General features: G+C 72.2%; 21 protein-coding genes and 1 pseudogene. 12 read left to right on the top strand and 10 right to left on the bottom strand.

Going from position 1 to position 21536, the window contains the following annotated elements; genetic code table 11:
* Nucleotides 1–7 precede the first annotated feature (7 nt).
* From ACGFZQ_RS48760 to ACGFZQ_RS48750, 3 genes are read right to left on the bottom strand one after another with little or no spacing between them, the layout of a single operon-like run.
* Nucleotides 8–940 (bottom strand): NAD(P)-dependent oxidoreductase, encoded by a 933-nt coding sequence (locus ACGFZQ_RS48760; RefSeq protein WP_393845958.1) that lies wholly within the window; start codon nt 938–940, stop codon nt 8–10.
* Complete coding sequence (locus tag ACGFZQ_RS48755; RefSeq protein ID WP_393845957.1) at nt 940–1914, bottom strand: aldo/keto reductase; 975 nt, start codon at nt 1912–1914, stop codon at nt 940–942. Before ACGFZQ_RS48755 ends, ACGFZQ_RS48760 begins: the two co-directional genes overlap by 1 nt.
* A gap of 50 nt (nt 1915–1964) precedes the next feature.
* On the bottom strand, nt 1965–2738 hold the full coding sequence (locus tag ACGFZQ_RS48750; RefSeq protein ID WP_393845956.1) for a VIT1/CCC1 transporter family protein: 774 nt from the start codon (nt 2736–2738) through the stop codon (nt 1965–1967).
* Between the two features lie 176 nt (nt 2739–2914).
* On the opposite strand from ACGFZQ_RS48750, the gene ACGFZQ_RS48745 reads away from it, so the two are divergent.
* Nucleotides 2915–3850 (top strand): LysR substrate-binding domain-containing protein, encoded by a 936-nt coding sequence (locus tag ACGFZQ_RS48745; protein ID WP_393845955.1) that lies wholly within the window; start codon nt 2915–2917, stop codon nt 3848–3850.
* A gap of 178 nt (nt 3851–4028) precedes the next feature.
* Here ACGFZQ_RS48745 and ACGFZQ_RS48740 read toward each other — a convergent pair whose 3' ends face one another.
* Nucleotides 4029–4781, bottom strand: a complete 753-nt coding sequence (locus ACGFZQ_RS48740) for an SDR family NAD(P)-dependent oxidoreductase (protein ID WP_393845954.1) — start codon at nt 4779–4781, stop codon at nt 4029–4031.
* Nucleotides 4782–5159: 378 nt separating this feature from the next.
* Here ACGFZQ_RS48740 and ACGFZQ_RS48735 point away from each other — a divergent pair, with 378 nt between their 5' ends.
* Entirely contained in the window at nt 5160–6632 is a 1473-nt protein-coding gene (locus ACGFZQ_RS48735; RefSeq protein ID WP_393845953.1) for a dihydrolipoyl dehydrogenase family protein, read from the top strand.
* A 40-nt stretch (nt 6633–6672) separates the two neighbouring features.
* Here the strand turns inward: ACGFZQ_RS48735 and ACGFZQ_RS48730 are convergent, their stop codons facing one another.
* The 3 genes and pseudogenes from ACGFZQ_RS48730 to ACGFZQ_RS48720 all read right to left on the bottom strand — a co-directional run.
* Nucleotides 6673–7545 carry an isocitrate lyase/phosphoenolpyruvate mutase family protein gene (locus tag ACGFZQ_RS48730; protein WP_393845952.1) on the bottom strand — a complete coding sequence of 291 codons (873 nt, stop codon included), beginning with the start codon at nt 7543–7545 and terminating at the stop codon, nt 6673–6675.
* A 91-nt stretch (nt 7546–7636) separates the two neighbouring features.
* Nucleotides 7637–8641 (bottom strand): 4-hydroxy-2-oxovalerate aldolase, encoded by a 1005-nt coding sequence (gene dmpG, locus ACGFZQ_RS48725; RefSeq protein WP_393845951.1) that lies wholly within the window; start codon nt 8639–8641, stop codon nt 7637–7639.
* A pseudogene (locus tag ACGFZQ_RS48720) lies at nt 8638–9312 on the bottom strand (acetaldehyde dehydrogenase (acetylating)); the annotation flags it as partial. The gene dmpG and the pseudogene ACGFZQ_RS48720, both read right to left, overlap by 4 nt.
* A gap of 177 nt (nt 9313–9489) precedes the next feature.
* On the opposite strand from ACGFZQ_RS48720, the gene ACGFZQ_RS48715 reads away from it, so the two are divergent.
* The 3 genes from ACGFZQ_RS48715 to ACGFZQ_RS48705 all read left to right on the top strand — a co-directional run bounded on the left by ACGFZQ_RS48715 (nt 9490) and on the right by ACGFZQ_RS48705 (nt 12168).
* Nucleotides 9490–10038 (top strand): histidine phosphatase family protein, encoded by a 549-nt coding sequence (locus ACGFZQ_RS48715; protein ID WP_393845974.1) that lies wholly within the window; start codon nt 9490–9492, stop codon nt 10036–10038.
* A 123-nt stretch (nt 10039–10161) separates the two neighbouring features.
* On the top strand, nt 10162–10518 hold the full coding sequence (locus ACGFZQ_RS48710; protein WP_393845950.1) for a DUF6204 family protein: 357 nt from the start codon (nt 10162–10164) through the stop codon (nt 10516–10518).
* A 189-nt stretch (nt 10519–10707) separates the two neighbouring features.
* Nucleotides 10708–12168: a hypothetical protein gene (locus ACGFZQ_RS48705; RefSeq protein WP_393845949.1), complete on the top strand. Its 1461-nt coding sequence runs from the start codon at nt 10708–10710 to the stop codon at nt 12166–12168.
* Nucleotides 12169–12175: 7 nt separating this feature from the next.
* Here the strand turns inward: ACGFZQ_RS48705 and ACGFZQ_RS48700 are convergent, their stop codons facing one another.
* On the bottom strand, nt 12176–12586 hold the full coding sequence (locus ACGFZQ_RS48700; RefSeq protein ID WP_393845948.1) for a MazG nucleotide pyrophosphohydrolase domain-containing protein: 411 nt from the start codon (nt 12584–12586) through the stop codon (nt 12176–12178).
* Nucleotides 12587–12684: 98 nt separating this feature from the next.
* Here ACGFZQ_RS48700 and ACGFZQ_RS48695 point away from each other — a divergent pair, with 98 nt between their 5' ends.
* Nucleotides 12685–13683: a TAXI family TRAP transporter solute-binding subunit gene (locus ACGFZQ_RS48695; RefSeq protein WP_393845947.1), complete on the top strand. Its 999-nt coding sequence runs from the start codon at nt 12685–12687 to the stop codon at nt 13681–13683.
* Between the two features lie 38 nt (nt 13684–13721).
* Here the strand turns inward: ACGFZQ_RS48695 and ACGFZQ_RS48690 are convergent, their stop codons facing one another.
* Both ACGFZQ_RS48690 and ACGFZQ_RS48685 read right to left on the bottom strand, forming a co-directional pair.
* On the bottom strand, nt 13722–15119 hold the full coding sequence (locus tag ACGFZQ_RS48690; protein WP_393845946.1) for an ATP-binding protein: 1398 nt from the start codon (nt 15117–15119) through the stop codon (nt 13722–13724).
* A gap of 9 nt (nt 15120–15128) precedes the next feature.
* Nucleotides 15129–15815, bottom strand: a complete 687-nt coding sequence (locus ACGFZQ_RS48685; protein ID WP_351728335.1) for a response regulator transcription factor — start codon at nt 15813–15815, stop codon at nt 15129–15131.
* 319 nt (nt 15816–16134) lie between these two features.
* Between ACGFZQ_RS48685 and ACGFZQ_RS48680 the strand changes: the two genes are divergently transcribed.
* The 6 genes from ACGFZQ_RS48680 (at nt 16135) to ACGFZQ_RS48655 (ending at nt 21535) form a co-directional block, all read left to right on the top strand.
* Nucleotides 16135–16911 carry an amino acid ABC transporter ATP-binding protein gene (locus ACGFZQ_RS48680; protein ID WP_351728333.1) on the top strand — a complete coding sequence of 259 codons (777 nt, stop codon included), beginning with the start codon at nt 16135–16137 and terminating at the stop codon, nt 16909–16911.
* Nucleotides 16912–16970: 59 nt separating this feature from the next.
* Nucleotides 16971–17807, top strand: a complete 837-nt coding sequence (locus tag ACGFZQ_RS48675) for a glutamate ABC transporter substrate-binding protein (RefSeq protein ID WP_351728330.1) — start codon at nt 16971–16973, stop codon at nt 17805–17807.
* A gap of 149 nt (nt 17808–17956) precedes the next feature.
* Nucleotides 17957–18622 (top strand): amino acid ABC transporter permease, encoded by a 666-nt coding sequence (locus ACGFZQ_RS48670; RefSeq protein ID WP_393845945.1) that lies wholly within the window; start codon nt 17957–17959, stop codon nt 18620–18622.
* Entirely contained in the window at nt 18619–19527 is a 909-nt protein-coding gene (locus ACGFZQ_RS48665) for an amino acid ABC transporter permease (RefSeq protein ID WP_393845944.1), read from the top strand. Before ACGFZQ_RS48670 ends, ACGFZQ_RS48665 begins: the two co-directional genes overlap by 4 nt.
* A gap of 235 nt (nt 19528–19762) precedes the next feature.
* A complete protein-coding gene (locus tag ACGFZQ_RS48660; RefSeq protein ID WP_393845973.1) occupies nt 19763–21385 on the top strand; it encodes an FAD-dependent monooxygenase in 1623 nt (540 codons plus the stop codon).
* A gap of 63 nt (nt 21386–21448) precedes the next feature.
* Entirely contained in the window at nt 21449–21535 is an 87-nt protein-coding gene (locus ACGFZQ_RS48655) for a putative leader peptide (RefSeq protein WP_350779852.1), read from the top strand.
* Nucleotide 21536: the final 1 nt, after the last annotated feature.

Raw genomic sequence — 21536 nt, 5'->3', positions numbered from 1 at the left:
GCCTGCCTCAGAGCCGTGCCGGGCCGGCCGCGGTGATGGCTGCGGCCACGTCGTCCGTGGCATGGCCGGACGCGATCGCCTCGTCCCAGCGCTTCAGCAGCGCCTCGGTGAGGGGCAGTTCGAGCCCGCGGTGGTCGGCGGCCGCCAGGGCGAGGGCCGCGTCCTTGCCCGCGTGATGCAGCGGGAAACCCGGGGCGAAGTCGTGCTCGACCATGGCCCGGCCCTTGGCCGTCGCGTACGGGGATCCCAGTGGGCTCTCGGTGAGGGTGCCGAGCACCAGACCGGGATCCAGCCCGAGCACACTGGTCAGGCTGACGGTCTCGGCCATGCCTTCGACCAGGACCGCGAGCCAGTTGTTCAGCACCAGCTTGAAGCAGCTGCCATCGCCGAGGCGGTCCAGCCACAGCGTCCGGTGGCCCAGCGCGTCGAACAGCGGCTGTACGCGAGCGCGCAGTGCCGGATCCCCGGAGGCGAGGACGAGCAGCTCGCCCCGTTCCGCGGGCTCGGAACTCCCGGAGACGGGTGCGTCGACGAACGCGGCGGTCCCCTCGGCGAGTTCCGCCAGCTGCCGGGTGGCGTGGACGCCGACCGTGCTCATCTGGATCCAGACCGCGTCCGGGCCGAGCGCGGTCAGGGCACCGTCGGCCCCGGTCATCGCGCTCTCCACAGCCGCGCCGTCGGTGAGCATGGTGATCAGGAACCCGGCCTCCGCGGCCGCCCCGGCCGGAGTCCCGGCGACCCGCGCGCCAAGGCCGGCCAGCGCCTCGGCCCGCTGCCGGGTCCGGTTCCACACCGTCACGTCGAACCCGGCACGCAGCAGATTGCGCGCGATGGGGGCGCCCATGACACCGGTGCCGAGGACGGCGACCCGGGTCCTTCCTGTCTGTTCGGTCCGTTCGGTCCGTTCGGTCCGTTCGGTCCGTTCGGTCGATATGGTCATCACACACTCTCCGGGGAGGGCCCGGCGACCGGGGTGGCCGCCGCCATGATCGAGTCGATGTCCTTGAGGTCGGTCTCGTCGAGCGTGAGGTCCGCGGCCGCGAGGCTGTCCTCGACGTGGTGGACGCGCCGCGCGCCGACGATCGCCGCGTCCACGCCCGGCCGGGCCAGGGTCCAGGCGATGGCCAGCTGTCCGACCGTCATGTCGCGGAAGGCCGCGAACTCCTCCAGTGCGTGGACGACCCCGAGGTTGCGCCGGTAGGTCTCGCCGCGGAAGACATCGCTCTTCGCCCGCCAGTCGTCGGCGGGGAAGACGGTGTCCTCACCGAGGGTGCCGGTCAGCAGGCCGTGCGCGAGCGGGCCGTAGACCAGGACGCCGATGCCGTGCCGGCGGGTGTAGGGCAGGACGGTGTCCTCGATCCCGCGGCGGAAGAGGTGGTACGGCGGCTGCAGCGTCTCCACCGGCAGGGTGCGGGAGAACTCGGCCATCTGCTCGGCGGAGTAGTTGGAGACGCCGACGTGCCGGATCTTGCCGGCCGCGACCAGCTCCTTGAGCGCGCCGGCGGTCTCGGCGAGCGGCACGTCCGGGTCGGGCCAGTGGACCTGGTAGAGGTCGATGTGGTCGACGCCGAGCGCGGTCAGGCTGGCGTCGACGCCCTCGCGCAGGGCGGCGGGGCTCGCGTCCCGGGCGACTCCGGTGCCGGTGCGGCGCAGGCCGCCCTTGGTGGCGATCACCAACTCGTCGCGGTGCTGGCGGAGTTCGTCTCGCAGGGCGGCTCCGAGCAGGCGTTCCGAGGCGCCGAAGCCGTACCCCTGGGCGGTGTCGAAGAAGTTCACCCCGAGCTCGCGGGCCCGGCTGATTGCCTTTCGGGCGTCGTCCTCGGCGAAGGCGCCCCAGTCCCCGCCGAGTTGCCAGGTACCGAAGGCGATGCGGGAGACCCGCAGTCCGGTCGATCCCAGTGTGGTGCTGCGCATGGTTGTCCTCCGTGCGTGATGAGTTCGTTCGGTTGTGCTGTCGATCGGCGTCAGCCGACTCTGGCGCCGATCACATGCCCGATGCCGAAGACGGCCGCGGCGGCGAGGGCGCCCACGAAGAGCTGGCGGGCCCCGGAGCGCAGCGGCGCCCGGCCGGTGAGCAGGCCGATCGCACCGCCGACGGCGAACAGGGCGCTGCCCGCCAGGGCGACGGCCAGGAGCAGGGCGGCCGTTCCCGTGAGGAAGAGGAAGGGCAGTACGGCGGCCAGGGCGCCGACGGCGAACGAGGCGAGGCTGGAGAACGCCGCCGACCACGGCGAACCCAACTCGTCCGGGTCCAGGCCGAGTTCCTCGCGGACCACGGTGTTCAGGGCGGTGTCGTGGTCCCGCATGATGGTCGTCGCGACATGCCGGGCGTCGTCCGCGTCCAGTCCCTTGTCCCGGTAGACCTGGACGAGTTCGGCCTCATGGGCGCCCGGGTCGGCGCGCAGCTGGTCGGCGGCGACCGCTATCTCCCGTTCGTAGGCCTCGCGTTGGCTGCGCATGGAGATGTACTCTCCGGCGGCCATGGAGAAGGCTCCGGCCAGCAGTCCGGCGACTCCGGCGAACAGGACGGCCGTGCCGGCGACGCCGGATCCGGCGAAGCCCATCACCAGGGCCGTGTTGGAGACCAGGCCGTCGTTGACGCCGAACACCGCGGCGCGCAGGGCGCCCGAGCGGTCGCCGTGCCGCGCTCGCTCGACGCGCTCGGTGAGGTTCCTGGTCTCGGCGTTCACCGTGCCCGCGCGAGCGGCGTACGGCCGTTCGGATGACGTCAGCGACATCGCTGCACTCCGATCCTCGATGGTGGTTTCCATCGGCGGCGAATACAGACCTGCCGGTTATTCGCCGTCGTACATACCAACGAGCGGAATGCTCCACTGTTTCCCATTCGTGGTAGATAGTCTGAGATAAGTGTTATCGCCATAAAAGATGGGCTGCGTGAGAACTGTGCAAGCGCGTGACTCCCGTCGGTGGGCGTGATGGCATGGGCGGCATGGAGTTGCGGGAGCTGCGGGCGTTCGTGGCGGTGGTGGAGGAGGGCGGGCTGTCCGCGGCCGCGCGGCGGCTGCATGTGAGCCAGCCCGCTCTGTCCCAGACGATCAGCGGACTGGAGCGGCAGCTGGGCGTACGGCTGCTGGTGCGCGGGCGCAGCGGGGTCCGGGCGACCGATGCGGGTACCGCGCTGGCCGGCGAGGCACGGGCGGTGCTCGCCCGGCACGATCAGGCGCTGCGGGTGATGGCCGGGTACGCCGGTCCGGGCGGCGGGGCGCTGCGCATCGGGATCCCCCTGGAGCTGCCGTCCGGGCTGCTCGACCCGGCGCTCGCCGAACTGGCCGAGGCGTATCCGGAGACGCGGGTGCAGGCCCGGCATCTGTCCACGGCGGACCAGCTGACCGCGTTGCGCGCCGCCGACCTCGACATCGGCTTTCTGCGGGAGCGGCCGTCGGGGCCGGAGTTCGACGCGCTGCTCGTCGTACGGGAGAAACTCGGTGTGCTGGTCGCCGTCGATCAGGCCGCCGAGCTGGCCGGGCCCGACGGCATCCCGCTCGACGCGCTCGGCACGTTGCAGTGGGTCGGGTTCCCGCGGGCCGGAAGCCCCGCCTGGTACGACGAGCTGACCGCGGTCCTGCGCGGGCACGGCCTCGATCTCGGCCCCGAGGCACCCGAGGGGCAGGCGCTGATCGCCGACGTGAAGCTGGCCGCGGTCGCCTCCGGGCAGGCCTTCGCACTGGCTCCACCGGGCTGGCAGCAGCCGTTGCCCGACCATGTGACCTGGTCACCGCTGATCGGCCACCCGCTGGTGCGGCGCACCTGGGCGGTATGGCCGTCCGACTCCCGCCGCCGCGACCTGGGCCACTTCATCGCCACCCTGGACCGTCCACCACGGGCCTGAACCCGCACACCCCGACACCGCCGACCGCGATTCGGGGCCGCCCCACCACACACGGCCGGACACGGAGACGCCTCCGGAGACGGCCGGGACACTGCCCGAGAAGCCTGGCACGCCAGCGGGGCGCCACCGGACCCGCGTGGGGCGCCGGGCGGCATGTTCCGGCGCCCCATCCGGTGCGTCAGACGGCCGTGCGGCCGCCGTCGACCGGGAGGATCGCTCCCTGTACGAAGCTCGCCGTGTCGCTCGCCAGGTAGGCGATCGCCTCGGCGATCTCCCGTGCCTCGGCGGGCCGGCCAGCGGGCGCCTGGGCGGCCAGGGCGTCGAGGTCGTCGCCCATGGCGGCCGTGCCCTCGGTACGGGTCGGGCCGGGCTCCACGGCGTTCACCCGCACGCCCCGCGGGCCGAACTCGGCGGCCCAGGCCTTGGTCAGCAGGTTGACCGCCGCCTTGCTCGACCCGTACAGCGCCATGCCCGCGAGACCGTACTCGGCGACGATCGTGCTGACATTGACGATCGCACCCTGCCCACGCTCGGCCATGCCCGGTGCCAGCTCGGCCACCAGGTAGAACGGCGCCTTCACGTTCAGGTCGTAGACGGCGTCCACATCGCCGGCCGGCGTCTCGGCCGTCGCGCCGAACGGGAAGATGCCGGCGTTGTTGACGAGGATGTCCACGCGGCCGCCGCCCAGCTCGGTGGCCCGCCTGGCCAGCTGCCGCACCGAGTCGGCGTCCCGCAGCTCGGCCGCGAGGAAGTCGGCCTTGCCGCCGCGCTCCCGGACGGCCGCGACCACCTTCTCGCCGCGCTCCGCGTCCCGTCCCGCGACCAGCACATGAGCGCCCCGTTCGGCGAACAGGGTCGCAGTCGCGGCGCCGATACCGCTGGTGGCGCCGGTCAGCAGGGCCACGCGTCCGGTCAGATCAACAGTACCCATGAGATGTCCTCAGGTATGAAATGCAGGAGACGAACCAGTCGTCCCGTCGCCTCGTCCGTGAGGTGACGGGACTCCACAAGCGCCCGGTCCCGCCGCGGATTCCGGTCCCGCCGTCGGCGGATCCGATGGCCCCCATAAGCGCGCGGACCGGTGTGCCGCCCCGGCCGCCGCCGCCCCGGCCGTACCGCGTTTGCACCGGTCAGGGGAGCCGGGCGGCCAGAGGTTGCGCTTATGGCGGGTCTTTGTGAGGCGTATGGCCGTAGGGCGATCAACTCCGCGCGTCCAGCGGTTACATGACCCGTACGGCACAGGGAGTCGCCGCCTCCGAGGTGGTGACCCAGCAGCTCGGACCGGCACCGATCGTCATGCGAGGCGGCAATGAGCGCACCACACCAAACCGCTACAAACGGTACTTACGACCTTATCGTCCTGGGCGCCGGACCGGTCGGGCAGAACGTCGCCGACCGGGCCCGGAGCGCCGGCCTCTCCGTGGCCGTCGTGGAGCGGGAGCTCGTCGGCGGCGAATGCTCGTACTGGGCCTGCGTCCCCAGCAAGGCGCTGCTGCGGCCGGTCATCGCGGTCGCCGACGCCCGCCGCGTGGACGGCGCCCGGCAGGCCGTCACCGGCCGGCTCGACAACGATGCCGTCTTCGCCCGGCGCAACCGATACGTCACCGACTGGGACGACAGCGGGCAGGCGCTGTGGGTCAAGTCCATCGGCGCCGACCTCTTCCGCGGCCACGGCCGGCTCGACGGGCCGCGCCGGGTCACCGTCACCCGGGACGACGGCGCCCGGCAGACCCTCGCCGCCCGGCACGCGGTGGCCGTCGCCACCGGCAGCCGGCCGGTGCTGCCCGGCATCCCGGGCATCGAGGAGGCCCGGCCCTGGACGAACCGGCACGGCACCGACTCCAGCACCGTCCCCGCCCGGCTGATCGTGGTCGGCGGCGGTGGGGTCGGCGTGGAGATGGCCACGCTGTGGCAGGGGCTGGGGTCACAGGTCACCCTGCTCGTCCGCCGCCGGCTGCTCCCCCGTCTGGAGGCCTTCGCCGGTGAGCTGGTCGCCCAGGGGCTGACCGAGGCGGGCGCGGACGTGCGGACCGGCGTCCAGGTGACCGCCCTGCGCCGCCCGGACCCCGCCGGACGGGTGACCGCCACGCTCGACGACGGGAGCGAGCTGGAGGCCGACGAGATCCTGTTCGCCACCGGACGGACCCCCGGCACCGACGACATCGGCCTGGAGACCGTCGGCCTGACCCCCGGCTCCTGGCTGGACGTGGACACCACCTGCCTGGTCGACGGGGTCGGGGGCGAGTGGCTGTATGCCCTCGGGGACGTCAACCACCGCGCGCTCCTCACCCATCAGGGCAAGTACCAGGCGCGGACGGCGGGGGACGCCATCGGCGCGCGGGCCGCCGGGCGGCCGCTGGACGACGGGGACTGGGGCGATCACGCCACCACCGCCGACCAGCACGCCGTGGCCCAGGTCTTCTTCACCGACCCGGAGGCGGGCGCGGTGGGCCTGACCGCCGAGCAGGCGGCGGCCGCCGGGCACCGCGTCGAGACGGTCGACCTCGACTTCAACGCCGCCCAGGGCGCCAACCTCTACGCCGACGGCTACACCGGCCATGCCCGGCTGGTCGTGGACGTGGACCGGGATGTGCTGCTCGGGGTGACCATGGTCGGCCCCGGGGTCAGCGAGCTGCTGCACTCGGCCACGATCGCGGTCGCCGGCGAGGTCCCGCTGAAGCGGCTCCGGCACACCATCGCGCCGTTCCCCACGGTCAGCGAGATCTGGGTGTTCCTCGTCGGCGCGTACCGACGCCGGCGGCAGGAACGCGACGCCGGGTGAGTTCCTGAAAGACGCGTACCGCCGACGCCGGCCGGTCGGGTCAGCCCGCCTCGGGCTTCCGCCGGAAGAGCTCGTTCAGTTCCGGCTGCGGGATCTGGTGCTCGGCGTAGGAGAAGGTGCCCCGGTCCGCCAGCTCCTTCGCCGCGCCGAGCAGCTGCGCGTACATCGCCCGGGCGATGCTGCCGCCCACCGTGACCCGGCGCACCCCGAGGTCGCGCAGGTCGGCCAGGGACACGGCGTTGCCGGTCAGGCCCATCACCACGTTCAGCGGGCCGTCGATCTCGCGCACCAGGGTGCCGATCGTCCCGGCGTCGGCCGCACCCGGCACGAACGCGCAGTCCGCGCCCGCCGCCAGGTACGCGTTGGCCCGCCGGACGGCCTCGTCGAGCGGTCCTCCGGTCAGCAGCACGTCGGTGCGGCCGACCAGGACGAACGGCTCATCGGCCGTGTCGACCGACTCCCGGGCGGCACGGATGCGGTCCGCCGAAAGCTCCGGGTCGTAGAGCGGCCGGGAGCGGTCGCCGGTGAAGTCCTCGATGTTGCCGCCGGCCGCCCCGGCCGCGAGGGTCATCGAGATCGTCTCGGCGACGGTCTCGGGCGCCGCGCCGAACCCGTCCTCCAGGTCCGCGCTCACCGGGATCCGCACCTCCGCGGCGATCTCGCCGATCCGGCGGATCATGGTCGTACGGTCGACCCGGTCGCCGTCCGACGAGGTGTCGAGGTAGTCGTGGTAGTCGTGGTCCGGGCGGCCCAGGGAGAAGGCCACCCCCGCGCTGGTGGTGGCCACGGCCGGGAAACCGGCCGACTCCAGGACGCGGGCGCTTCCCGCGTCCCAGGCGTTGGGGAGCAGGAAGCAGCCCTCCCTGTGCAACTCGACGAAGCGTGCGGCCAGTTCCCGGCGTTCAGTGTCCACGCGGCCCAGTCTGTCAGCCGGCACTGACAACGGGGCCGCAGGTCGCGGCGCGTCCGCCGGCACGGGGACCGAGGCCGCCCGTCGACGTGGGTCAGCGCCCGGCGAGGTCCAGGGCGATGTCGGTGATCATGTCCTCCTGCCCGCCGACCAGCTTGCGGCGGCCCACCTCGACCAGGATCGCCCGGGTGTCCAGGCCGTGCCTGCGGGCGGCGGCCTCGGCGTGCCGCAGGAAGCTGGAGTACACACCGGCGTAGCCGAGGGTGAGGGTCTCGCGGTCCACCCGCACCGGACGGTCCTGCAGCGGTCGCACGACGTCGTCGGCCGCGTCCATCAGCGGGAACAGGGCGCAGCCGTGCTCCCAGCCCAGCAGGTCGGCGACCGCGACGAAAGCCTCCAGCGGGCAGTTGCCGGCCCCGGCGCCCTGGCCGGCGAGGGAGGCGTCGACGCGGGTGACGCCGTTCTCCACGGCGACGACCGAGTTGGCGACCCCCAGACCCAGGTTGTGGTGGGCGTGGATGCCCAGCTCCGTCGCCGGGTCCAGGACCTCGCGGTACGCCCGGACCCGGTCACGGACGCCGTCCATGGTCAGCCGGCCGCCGGAGTCGGTGACGTACACGCAGTGCGCGCCGTACGTCTCCATCAGCTTCGCCTGGCGGGCGAGTTCGGCGGGCTCGGCGAGGTGGGACATCATCAGGAAGCCCGCCACGTCCATGCCCAGCTCCCGGGCGGCGGCGATGTGCTGGGCGGAGATGTCGGCCTCGGTGCAGTGGGTGGCCACCCGGACCGAGCGGATGCCCAGGGCATGCGCCTGCCTGAGGTCGTGGAGCGTGCCGATGCCGGGGAGGAGGAGAGTGGTCGGGATCGCCTGGTGGACGGCGCCCACGACCGCCTCGATCCACTCCCAGTCGGTGTGCGCGCCGACGCCGTAGGTGACGCTGGAGCCGGACAGGCCGTCGCCGTGGGCGACCTCGATGGCGCGGACTCCGGCGCTGTCGAGGGCGGCGGCGATGGTGCGGGCCTGGTCGACGGTGTAGCGGTGGCGGACGGCGTGCATGCCGTCCCGCAGGGTGACGTCCTGGACGTACAGACGGGTCATCGGGACGCCACCTCCGGGGCGATGGGGGTCCCCCCGCTCGGGCGAAGCCGAGAGTGGGGGTGGGCGGCGATCCGCTCGGCGGTGCGCAGCGCGGCCGAGGTCATGATGTCGAGGTTGCCGGCGTAGGCGGGCAGGTAGTGGGCGGCGCCCTCCACCTCCAGGAAGACGGACACCTTCACGGCGTCGCCGGGCGCCAGGGTGCGCAGCGGGTCGTCGGCGGCCACCCGCTCGAACTGCACCTTCTGCTTGAGGCGGTAGCCGGGGACGTACTCCTGCACGCGGGCGACCATCTCCTGCACCGAGGCCGTCACCGCCGCGTCGTCGCACTCGCCGACCAGGCAGTGCACGGTGTCCCGCATGATCAGGGGCGGTTCGGCCGGGTTGAGCACGATGATCGCCTTGCCGCGGGCCGCGCCGCCGACCTTCTCGACGGCGGCGGCCGTGGTCTCCGTGAACTCGTCGATGTTGGCGCGGGTGCCGGGGCCGGCGGAGCGGGAGGAGATCGAGGCGACGATCTCGCCGTAGTGCACGGGCGTCACGGCGGCGACGGCCGACACGATCGGGATGGTGGCCTGGCCGCCGCAGGTGACCATGTTGACGTTCGGGGCGTCCAGATGGGCGTCGCCGTTCACGGGCGGGACGACGTACGGGCCGAGCGCGGCCCGGGCGAGGAGTCCATCGGGGTCGGTGAAGCGGACGGCCGCGCGACCGGGATCGACGGTGCCGGCGAAGCCCTCGGACTCCAGGGCGAGCCGGTGTGGGTGCCGTGCCGGTCCGGCTGCCGGACCGCGTACTGTCGTGCGCGCCCGGCCCCCGTACCCGATGGACGCTCCAGGAGGAACCGCCCCGTGACCTGCCGAGTCATCCTCATAGCCCCGGCGATCACCCCCTCGCTGCGGCGGGCCCGCTTCGACGACGGCGACTCCATCGAGAACCCGGCGGCGGTGGCGCTGTCGCTGCCCGCCGGCCGTGCGGTCAGCTCCCCCAGCGTGCGCTGCCGTGAGACGGCGGCCGCGCTGGGCCTGGACGCCTCGGCGGAGCCCGGCCTGGCGGGCCTGGACGCGGGTCGCTGGCGCGGCCGGACGCTGGAGGAGGTCGGCGCCGCCGAACCGGAGGCACTGGTCCGGTGGCTGTCCGAGCCGGGAGCCGCGCCGCACGGAGGCGAATCGGTACGGGAGTTCTGCGCGCGGGTCACCGAGTGGCTGGAGGCGACGGGCCGCACGGCCGGCCGGACGATCGCGGTGGTGGAGCCGGAGGTGGTACGGGCCGTGACACTGCACGCGCTCGGGGCGCGCGAGACCGCGTTCTGGCGCGTGGACGTCCCGCCACTTGCGGCGACGGAGGTCACCGGCGGCCCGGGCCGCTGGAACCTGCGGCTCGGCCAGGTCGGCGGCTGAGGGGGCCGGCCGGCCACCGCCATTTCCGGCTCGACCGGTTCGGCCGGTTCGACGGCCAGGAGGGCCCGCGGGGTGCCGTAAATCCGCTGGAACGGCGCGCCCTGCCCTGCCTAGGGTCGCGGCATGACCACCCGCACCTTCCGCGTCACCGTCCGCGGTGTCTTCGACGGCCTCGACGCCGAGCAGCGCGCCGAACTGCTGTCCCGGGCCGCCGACCACGACGTGCTGCGCGCGGCCTTCACCCCCGAGGGCCATCTGAGTTACGACATCGCCGCACGGGCCGCCTTCACCTTCCGTTTCCTGGACACCGGAGAGGAAGAGGAGGACATCCCGGAGGCCACCGAACGCGCCGAGGAGGCGGCCAGGGCGTGGCTCGGCGAGCGCGGCTACGGCTACAAGAACCTCCGGTCCAGGGCGGAGGACCTCTCCCAGGCCCCCCTCGGCAAGCGGCAGCGCCGGGCCGCCGCGCAGCAGGGCTGACCTTCCCGGAAACGGCCACGGCGGCCTGAAGTCGCCGTGGTTCAGGTCACGTTGGGCTGTGGCCGGATTGTGGAGGCCAGGTGTCCGCGGGCGTGGCATGCTCGGGGCCACACGGAGTTACCGGCCGGTTCTACCCGTCGGTAGCCATCGTCGGTGTCTCTTCGCCACCCCCCACCCTCAGGACTGACCTTGCGCAGACGCACGAGGCCCGGGCATGCCGTCCTGCCCGCCTTCGCCGTGACCGCCCTCCTTCTCGCCGTGGGCTGCTCCGCACCCCAGCACCAGAGCACCGCCGGGGACCGCGCCCAGGAGACCGCCCGGGCCTCCGACGACACCGCCGCCGCCCGCACGGACGGCCAGGCGCTCGCCGTCGCCGCCGCGCCCGCCGCCACCACGACCGCGGCCGCCGGTTCGGCGGGTTCGGGCCGCCCGGCGCACCGCACCACGCTCACCGTCGGCTCGTACGACAGCAAGACCCGACGAGCCGTCATATCCAAGTCGGCCAAGGGGAGTTCGACCTCCCCGACCATCTCCCCCAGCCCCTCGACATCATCATCGGCAGCGCCATCGGCGTCTCCGTCGGCATCGGCAGCGACCGGACAGGCCGCCGTCGGTGACGTGATCGCCAGTGCCCCCGCGCCCGGCGCCCCGGACGGACTGCTGGCCAAGGTCACCAAGGTGATCGGCGAGACCGACGAGGGCACCGAGGTGCAGACCGCGCCCGCCACGCTCGACGCCCTGCTCGGCGACGACACGGCGAAGGGCACCGTGCCGGTCGATCCGGACGCCTTCGACGTGGACAAGCTGCTGCCCGACGTCAAGGTGTCCTGGGCCAAGTCCGGCGATGTGCGCGTCGGCCCGGCGGGCGCCACCGTGCCGCTCGGCAGCCTCCGGCTGGACGTCAGCGCCGAGGTCCCGACCGCCGCGGGCGCTCCGGCCTCCGCCTCGGCCTCGGTGTCCGGCTTCGTCCAGGTCGCCCCGCAGGTCGACTTCGCCTACGGCGGCGCGGGCACCGGCACCACGCCCGGCTCCGCCTACCTCGGCGTGTCCGGCGACTGGGACTCGGGCTGGGCGGTCAAGGGCAGGGCCGCCGCGGGCACGGCCACCCCGCTGCGCATCCCCTTCGCCAAGCTGCACGCCGACCCCGTCCTCCAGGTCGGCCCGGTCCCCGTCGTGGTCAACCTCGACCTGACCTGCTATCTCCAGATCACCGGCGACGGCAGGATCACCGTCGACGTGGAACAGAGCCTCAAGGGCGACTTCAAGGCGGGCGGCACCTTCGGCACGGCCCAGGGCTGGACGCCGGTGAGCAGCTCCGACATGACGAGCACGCCGGTGCGCACCTCGGTGACCACCACCGGCGGCGTCAAGACCGCGCTGGGCGCCGAGGCCTCGGTCGGCCTCTACGGCGCCGTCGGCGTCACCGCCGACCTGGCCCCTTACCTGCGCGGCGAAGCCTCCGGCACGGTCACCGCCACCTCCGCGACCCCGGGCGCGGACGCCCACGGCGCCTGGAACCTCTACGGCGGCGTCGACCTCTCCGGCACCCTGCGCCTCCAGCTGTCGATCTTCGGTACGCCGGTGCTGCAGCGGAGCGTCCCGCTGGGCGCCCTGCACCGCGAGTGGAAGCTGGCGGGCGGCACGCTCTGAGCCCGGGTCAGTCCGCGGCCCCCGGTATCCAGCCCTGGCGGCGCAGCTCGGCCGAGACGTCCGGCGCCCGGTAGTGCTCGCCCTTCAGCACCTTTCCGTCGGCCCGGCGGGCGACCTGCCCGTCGGGCCCCAGCTTGCTCATGTTGGACCGGTGGATCTCGGCGATCACCGCGTCGAGGTCGATGCCGTGCACCAGCGCGGTGCCGTACGCCACGTAGACCACGTCCGCCAGTTCGTGCGCGAGTCGGTCGAGGGGCCCGTCGACCGCCACCTCGGCGACCTCAGCGGCCTCCTCGGCGAGCAACTCCCCCCGGTGCGCGGCCAGCTCGGGAGAGACCTCGGCCGGTGTGGTGCGGGCGTCCAGGCCGAAGGCATGGTGGAACTCTCGGACGAGGCGGGCGGGCGAGGAGCTGGTCATGCGAACGACTCTAGCCGCCGCCACTGACACTCCCGGTCCGCCGTCCTGTCCTGGCCCGGCCCTGGTCAGGAGCGGGACCGGCTGGCAGGATCGCGCGCATGTCAAAGGTGTTCCCCCGTATCGGCAGGCGCCGCGCGCTCCAGGGCTCGGCCGCCGGCTTCGTCGCGTTCGGCCTGCTGCTGTGGTGGCTGCTGCCGCTGGGCGAGGAGCCGCCGACCGGGACGATCACCTTCAGCACCGGGACGCTGCGCGGGGTCTACCAGGAGTACGGCGAGCGGCTGCGCACCGAGCTGGGCCGGGACATGCCGGGCCTGAAGGTGAAACTGGTCCAGAGCGCGGGGTCGTACGAGAACGTGCGGCGGGTGGCGACCGGTCAGGCCGACTTCACCATCGCGGCGGCCGACGCGGTGGAGACGTACGAACTGAACGACGGCCGGGGTGCCGACCGGATGCGCGGCGTGGCGCGGCTCTACGACGACTACGTCCAGCTCGTCGTGGGGCGCGACTCGGGCATCACCAGCATCGCGCAGCTGCGGCACAAGCGGGTGGCGATAGGACTGCCCAACTCGGGTGTGCGGCTGATCGCCAACCGGGTGCTCGGTGCCGCCGGGATCGACCCCGCGAAGGACATCACCCCGGTGGCAGAAGGCATCGACACCGGCCCGGACCAGCTGCGGCGCGGCAAGATCGACGCGTTCTTCTGGTCGGGCGGGCTGCCCACCAAGGGACTGCTGGACCTCGCGAAGAAGTTCAGCTTCACCTTCGTGCCGATAGACGACAGCCTCGTCAACAAGCTGCACTCCGAGGGCGAGGCCGCGCTCTACTACCGGGCGACCAACATGCCGGAGTCGGCGTACCCGTCGGTGCAGCACGGCACGACGGTGGCGACGATCGCGGTCTCCAACCTCCTCATGACCCGCAAGGACATGGACCCACGCCTCACCGAGTGGGTGACCCGCACGGTCATCAAGAGCCGCGACGACATCGGCGCCCACGTCCACTCGGCCCAGCTGGTGGACCTCCGCACAGCGATCTACACCGACCCCCTGCCCTTGCAGGAGGGCGCACGACGGTACTACCGCTCGGTGAAGCCCTGAAGCACCACCGACCAGCCCCTACCGCCCCGCACTTCCTCTCACCCGCTCCGCGGCACCGAAACCGTCACCCGCAACCCGCCGGGCTCATGGTGCTCGTACGACAACGAACCCCCGCCCGCCGCCAGCAACGCCCGCGTGATCGACAGCCCCAGCCCCGACCCCTTCACGTTCTGGTGCCGCCCACTGCGCCAGAACCGGTCGCCGACCCGCGCGAGTTCCTCATCGGTCAGCCCCGGCCCCGTGTCGGTCACCACGACCGTCGACATGGCGCCGTCGGCCGCGACGCCCACCTCGACCACGCCCCCCTCCGGCGTGAACTTCACCGCGTTGTCGATCACCGCGTCCAGCGCGCTGGACAACGTGATCGGGTCGGCCCACCCGGTGGTCGCCGGGCACTCCCCGCTCAGCCGGACCCCCTTCGCCGCCGCGGCCGGCGCCCACGCCGCGACCCGCTCCGCCGCCAGCCGTCCGACGTCCGTCAGCATCAGGTCCGCCTCGGCGTGCTCGGCCAGCGCGAGGTCGAGCAGGTCGTCCAGGACCTGGGCGAGCCGCTTGCCCTCGGTGCGGACCGAGGCGATCTCCTCGTTGCCCTCGGGGAGTTCGAGGGCGAGCAGTTCGATGCGCAGCAGCAGCGCGGCCAGCGGGTTGCGCAGCTGGTGGGAGGCGTCGGCGACGAACGCCCGCTGCTGCTCCAGCACGTCCTCGACGTTGTCCGCCATCTCGTTGAACGCCCGGGCCAGCCGTCTGAGTTCCGGCGGACCGCCGGCCGCCGCGACCCGGGACTTGAGCCGGCCGCTGGCGATCTCGTGGGTGGTGGCGTCGAGCACCCGTACGGGCCGCAGCACCCACCCGGTCAGCCGCAGCGCCGCGCCGACGGCGAGCAGCATCGCGGCGATCTCGCCGGCGCCGATGAACAGCCAGCCGCGCAGGGTCCGTGAACGCATCGGCCCGGTGGGCGAGTCGGTGACCACCACGGCGACCACGTCACCGTCGCGGATCACCGGCGAGGCCACCACGAGCCGGGTGCGCTGCCAGGGCCACACCTGCCGCGGGTCGTGGCTGCGCCGGCTGAGCAGCGCCTCGTCGTAGGCCTCGCGCACCTCGCCCGTCTTCGGCAGGACCCAGTCGGCGGGCGCGTTGGCCATGGAGGACGCGTTGCGGTAGAAGACGCCCGCACGGATGCCGTAGACGCCGTAGTAGCTGGCGAGTTCGCGGCGGAGGGTCTCCTGGCGCTCGTCGGTCCCCGTGGGACGTGACGTGGTGGACGCGTCGGTGACGAACTGGGCGAGGGCCGCGAACCGCGCGGTGTCGTCGATCCGGTCCACGACGACCTTCTGCTGCTGGGCGGCGGCCACGCTGGCGGCGAGGGGGATGCCGAGGGCGAGCAGGACGGCCGCGAGCAGGACGATCAGCAGCGGGAGGAGACGTGTGCTCACCCGTCCCCGCTACGCGGCCGGGGCGACGAGCCGGTAACCCACGCCGCGTACGGTCTCGATGAGTGCGGGCATGCGCAGCTTCGCGCGCAGGGAGGCGACATGCACCTCCAGGGTGCGTCCGGTGCCCTCCCAGCTGGTGCGCCAGACCTCGCTGATGATCTGTTCCCGGCGGAAGACCACACCGGGCCGCTGGGCGAGCAGCGCCAGCAGGTCGAACTCCTTGCGGGTGAGCTGGACGACCGTGCCGTCCACGCTGACCTGGCGGGTGGGCAGTTCGATGTGGACGGGGCCGAGCCGGAGCGCGTTGTCGCCACCGGCCGGGCCGTCCTCGTGGTGGGTGCGCCGGCTGACGGCGTGGATCCGGGCGAGCAGTTCCCCGGTGTCGTACGGCTTCACCACGTAGTCGTCGGCGCCCAGGTTGAGGCCGTGGATGCGGGAACGGACATCCGCGCGGGCGGTGACCATGATGACCGGGGTGCTGGTGCGTTTGCGGATCTTGCCACAGACCTCGTAGCCGTCCTGGTCGGGCAGTCCGAGGTCGAGCAGGACGACGTCGTAGCCGTCGCCCTCGGGGACGAGCGCCTGGAGGGCCTCCTCGCCGCTGCGGGCGTGGGTGACGGAGAACCCGTGCCGGGCCAGGACCGCGGAGAGTGCGGCGGCGACGTGGTTGTCGTCCTCGACGAGCAGCAGTCTCATCCCGGCCCCCTCCGGTTCAGCGGTCGTATCGTCCTGGTTCGTTCTCCGCTTGCCCGCGGAGAACCTGTGCCTTGTGGAAAACGCGCGTACGCGCGCGTGCACGATGGCAGTCACGCTGATGGACGACGACGGCGTCAAGTGGGTTCCGGCGGCGCGCGGGTTCCGTTACCCGGCCGATACGCACACAGGCCACAGCTGCTACGACATGTGCCCGAATGCTATCGGATCGTGATGCTCAGATCTCCCTCAGATGTAATGACGCTGGTCATTCGCGCCAAATACATTCCTCCGCAACCGAGGAGGACGGAGCCCGATAGCGATGACCGAAGTATCGGTGGCCAAGGAAGATGTGGCCGGGACCGGCGAACTGGTCGTCCTGAAGAGCGTCAACAAGCACTTCGGCGCGTTGCACGTGCTCCAGGACATCGACCTGACGATCGCCCGCGGCGAGGTCGTCGTGGTGATCGGGCCCTCCGGGTCCGGTAAGTCGACTCTGTGCCGCACCGTCAACCGCCTGGAGACCATCGACTCCGGATCGATCACGATCGACGGCAGGGCGCTGCCCCAGGAGGGCAAGGAGCTGGCCCGGCTGCGCGCCGACGTCGGCATGGTCTTCCAGTCCTTCAATCTCTTCGCGCACAAGACGGTGCTCGAAAACGTGATGCTCGGTCAGGTGAAGGTCCGCAGGGCGGGCAGGAAGCAGGCCGAGGAGAAGGCCCGCGCCCTGCTCGACCGGGTCGGTGTGGGCACCCAGGCCGACAAGTACCCCGCGCAGCTCTCCGGCGGCCAGCAGCAGCGCGTGGCGATCGCGCGGGCGCTGGCGATGGACCCGAAGGTCATGCTCTTCGACGAGCCGACCTCGGCCCTCGACCCCGAGATGATCAACGAGGTCCTGGAGGTCATGCAGCAGCTGGCCCGGGACGGCATGACGATGATCGTCGTCACCCACGAGATGGGCTTCGCGCGGTCGGCCGCGAACCGGGTGGTCTTCATGGCCGATGGCCGGATCGTCGAACAGGCCACGCCCGACCAGTTCTTCAGCAACCCGCGCAGCGACCGGGCCAAGGACTTCCTGTCGAAGATCCTGCACCACTGAGACGCAGCAGGACCCGCTTCCTTTCCCAGACGTCTTCACCAAAACGAGGGATGTTCATCATGCAGCTCCGCAAGGTCACCGCCGCCTCGGCCGCCGTACTCGCGCTCGCCCTGTCCGCCACGGCGTGCGGCGGCAGCGACAAGGGCGACGACAGTTCGTCGGGCGGCGGCAAGATCAAGATCGGCATCAAGTACGACCAGCCCGGTCTGGGCCTCCAGGAGCCCGACGGCTCCTTCTCGGGCTTCGACGTGGACGTGGCCACGTACGTCGCCGGGCAGCTCGGTTACAAGCCGAACCAGATCGAGTTCGTGCAGACCAAGAGCGCCGACCGTGAGAACGCCCTCGCGCGCGGTGACGTGAAGTTCATCGCGGCCACCTACTCGATCACCGACGAGCGCAAGCAGAAGGTGGACTTCGCCGGCCCGTATCTGCTGGCCCACCAGGACCTGCTGGTCAAGAAGGCCTCGACCATCGCCAAGGGCACCGACCTCAACGGCAAGAACCTGTGTTCCGTGACGGGTTCGACCTCGGCGCAGAACGTCCAGAAGACGATCGCCCCGAAGGCCAACCTCAAGGAGGTCAGCACCTACTCGGAGTGCATCGCCGGCCTGCAGAGCGGCTCCGTCGACGCAGTGACCACGGACGACTCGATCCTCGCGGGCTTCGCCGCGCAGGACAAGTACAAGGGCCAGTTCAAGCTCGCGGGCCTGAAGCTGAGCAACGAGAACTACGGCGTCGGCGTCAAGAAGGGCGACTCCGCGACCCTCGACAAGATCAACACGGCGCTGGAGAAGATGGTCAGCGACGGCTCCTGGCAGAAGGCGGTCGACGCCAACTTCGGCCCGGCCGACTACAAGAACGAGCCCGCCCCGAAGGTCGGCGTGATCGTCAAGTAAGGAGTGGTTCCGCGCGCCCCGCGGAACTCCGCCGACGCAGGGATCCGGCAGGTCGCACGGTTCCTCGGGCGCGCCGCCGCCACCGCTTCCCCCGGCGGCGGCGCGCCATGCCCTCCACCTACGCCACACACCCGGAAGCGCGGGAAATCGTGTTCGACTTTCTTCAAGGCTACGACGTCCTAGGGGCGTTCTGGACGACGGTGAAACTGACCGTCTTCTCCGCCGTGGGCTCCCTGGTCTGGGGCACCCTGCTGGCCGCGATGCGGGTCAGCCCGGTCCCGCTGATGCGCGGGTTCGGCACGGCCTACGTCAACATCGTCCGGAACATCCCCCTGACGGTCATCATCATCTTCACCTCGCTCGGTCTCGCCGACATCTTCGGCGTCACCCTGGGCGCCCACGACTTCAAGATCCAGGGCTTCCGGCTGGCCGTGCTCGGCCTCAGCGCCTACACCGCGGCCTTCGTCTGCGAGGCGATCCGCTCCGGCATCAACACCGTGCCCGTCGGACAGGCCGAGGCGGCCCGCGCGATCGGGCTGAACTTCTCGCAGACCCTGCGGCTGATCGTGCTGCCGCAGGCCTTCCGCGCGGTGATCAACCCGCTGGCCAACGTCCTGATCGCCCTGACCAAGAACACCACCGTGGCCGCCGCGATCAGCGTCGTCGAGGCCGCCGCCCTGATGAAGACGATGATCGAGAACGAGGCCCAGACGGTGCCCATCGGCGCGGTCTTCGCCTTCGGCTTCGTGGTCCTGACCCTCCCGACCGGCCTGTTCCTCGGCTGGCTCGCCAAGCGCCTGGCGGTGAAGCGATGAGCTCGGTTCTGTACGACGCCCCCGGGCCCCGGGCCAAGCGGCGCAACGTCCTCCTCTCCGTCGTCTTCGTCCTGCTGCTCGCCCTCCTGCTCTGGTGGGTCTGGCAGAAAATGGACGACAAGGGCCAGCTGAAATGGGCCCTGTGGCAGCCGTTCACCACCTCCGAGGCGTGGACCACGTATCTGCTGCCCGGCCTCGGCAACACCCTCAAGGCCGCGGCCCTCGCCATGGTCATCGCCCTTCCGCTGGGCGCGGTCTTCGGCATAGCCCGGATGTCCGACCACACGTGGATACGCATCCCGGCAGGCGCCGTCGTGGAGTTCTTCCGCGCGATCCCGGTCCTGCTGCTGATGCTGTTCGCCATGGAGTTCTACGTCCGCTCCACCGACGTCGGCAGCGACGAACGGCCGCTGTACGCGGTCGTCACCGGCCTGGTGCTCTACAACGCCTCGGTGCTCGCCGAGGTGGTGCGGGCCGGTGTCCTGGCGCTGCCCAGGGGGCAGACGGAGGCGGCGTACGCGATCGGTCTGCGCAAGGGGCAGACCATGACAGGCATCCTGCTGCCGCAGGCGGTCACCGTGATGCTGCCGGCCATCGTCAGCCAGCTCGTGGTGATCGTGAAGGACACCGCGCTGGGCGGCGTGATGCTCCAGTTCACCGATCTGCTCAACGCCCGCGGCACCCTGGCCGCCAACTACGCCAACGTCATCCCGAGCTTCATCGTCGTGGCGGTCATCTTCATCGTCCTGAACCTCATCCTCACCACGTTCGCCTCGTGGCTGGAGCGTCGGCTGCGGCGCAGCAAGCGTGGCACGGGCGCGATCCTCGGCCCCGACATCGACGACATCAACGCGGGCGAGGTCGCCGGCACCTTCGCCGCGGGGGCGGGCGGCGCCAACCCCTGACCCCGGGTCAACCCGGGCGACCGACACGGAGGCAGCGGCTGCCGGGCCGCTGCCTCCCCCTTTTTCACCCGGGTTCCGGGGCCCGCGCGCCCGCCATGCTGGCGTGTCCCCGGGTGCGCCGCTTGACCGGGTGGCGCCCAGTCTGTTGCATACGTTCTGTGATCGTGCACCCTGCTCCAACGACCTGTTCATCCGTGTCCGTCGGGACTTGCGTACGGGCAGGGGGCGCCGCGCCGTGGACCCGGTGATCATCGTCGGAGCGGGGCCCGTCGGGCTTACGCTCGCCCTGGCGCTGGCGCGTCAGGAAGTGCCGTCCGTCGTCCTGGACGAGGGCCCGGGCAAGGACGAGCCGCGCCCGGCGCGCACGGTGGTGCTGCGCGAGGACACCGCCGCCCTGCTGACGCGGCTGTCCGGCGCCCCGCTCGACGAGCTGGGCACCCGCTGGACCGGCTGGCGCTCGATGCGCCGCAGGCAGGTGATGCGCGAGGTCGTCTTCGACGACGCCGGCGAACCGTCCCCGCTGCACATCGCCCAGCACACGCTCACCAACGCCCTGCGCGCCGCGATCACCGACCAGCCGCTGGTCAGGGTCGCCACGGACAGCCGGCTGGACACCGTGGAGCAGGAGCGCTCCGGTGTCACCGCGCACACCCGTGGCCCCAAGGGCACCTGGTGGCGCGGCAGTTACCTGGTGGGCTGCGACGGCCCCCGCTCGACCGTGCGCAAGCTCGTGGACATCCGCTTCCCGGGCCGTACGGCGGTGGAGCGGCACGCGGTCGCCGCGCTGCGCACGGAACTTCCGTGGCCCGGTCAGGCGTTGCTCCATCGGACCCCGCCGTGGCGGATGTCCGGGCCCTCGGCCGGGGAGGTGACCGCCCGCCCCCTCCCGGACGGCGCCTGGCGTCTGGACTGGCTGCTGCCGCCCGGCAAGGACCTGGTCACCCCCGAGCTCCTGGTGAACCGGATCCGTGAGACCCTCGCGGGCTGGACGGACGGCACCACACCGCCGTACGACCTGCTCGACACCGGGGTGCACACCGTCCATCACCGTCTCGCGCGCCGGTGGCGGGCGGGCCGGGTGTTCGTCGCCGGGGACGCGGCGCATCTCCTCGGCGCGTTCGGCACGCACGGGCTGGAAGAGGGCCTGCGGGACGTGGACAACCTCGCCTGGAAGCTGGCTCCGGCCTGGCACCACGGCCCGCACGAGGCGCTCCTCGACAGCTACCAGACCGAGCGGCGGGCGGCGATCGCCGCCCGGCTGCGCGCCGCCGACCAGGTGCTGCCGGTGCTGCGCGGCGGTGGCGGGCTGCGCGGGATCGTGCCCGGCACGGCCCGGGGGCACGACGCGCTCCTCACCGACGGTCACCTGGGGCACGGCCCGCTCGGTGCGCCGGGGGCGTACGCCGACTCGCCGCTCGCGCCCCGACACCTGGAGCACGAGATCCCGGTCGACACCCCGCCGGGGGCGCCGGTCACCGACGTCCGGGTCACCGCGGAGGACGGCACCTTCGTACAGCTGCGCTCACGGCTCGGCCGCGGTGCGCTGCTCGTCGTCCTCATCGCGCCCGGTACGGGCGTGTGGGACCGCAAGCACTGGGTCTCCGCCGGGATCATGCCCCGGCTCGCCGCGGCCGTGACCGCGCTGCCGCACCCCGCCGAGCTGCTGGTCGCCGAGGCCTACCCGGGCGCACCGGCGCACTCCGTGCTGCTCGTGCGCCCCGACGGCCATCTGGTCACCGCCCTCAACGGCGTCCGCCCGGCCGATCTGTACGCGGCCGCCGAGGCGACGCTGGGCGGCAAGGACCCGGAGAAGACGGAAGCGGAGGCGCAGGCACCGGCCGGTTCCGGGGCGCGGTGATCGCGCGGTCCACATGCTGACGGTGAGTTGACCCGCCCGCACCGGCATGGTGTACTCCGCAACGTGAACGACACCACTGTGCGCCTGTGGCGGAAGGTCCATGTCGACCTGGTCCGCTACGCGGGCTGCGTGTGTCTTCCGTCCTGCTGAA

Origin of the sequence: Streptomyces sp. NPDC048254 (assembly GCF_043201895.1) — a bacterium.
GTDB lineage: Bacteria > Actinomycetota > Actinomycetes > Streptomycetales > Streptomycetaceae > Streptomyces.
Note: the sequence above shows the minus strand (reverse complement) of the source record. Positions and strands in the feature narration are given on the sequence as shown.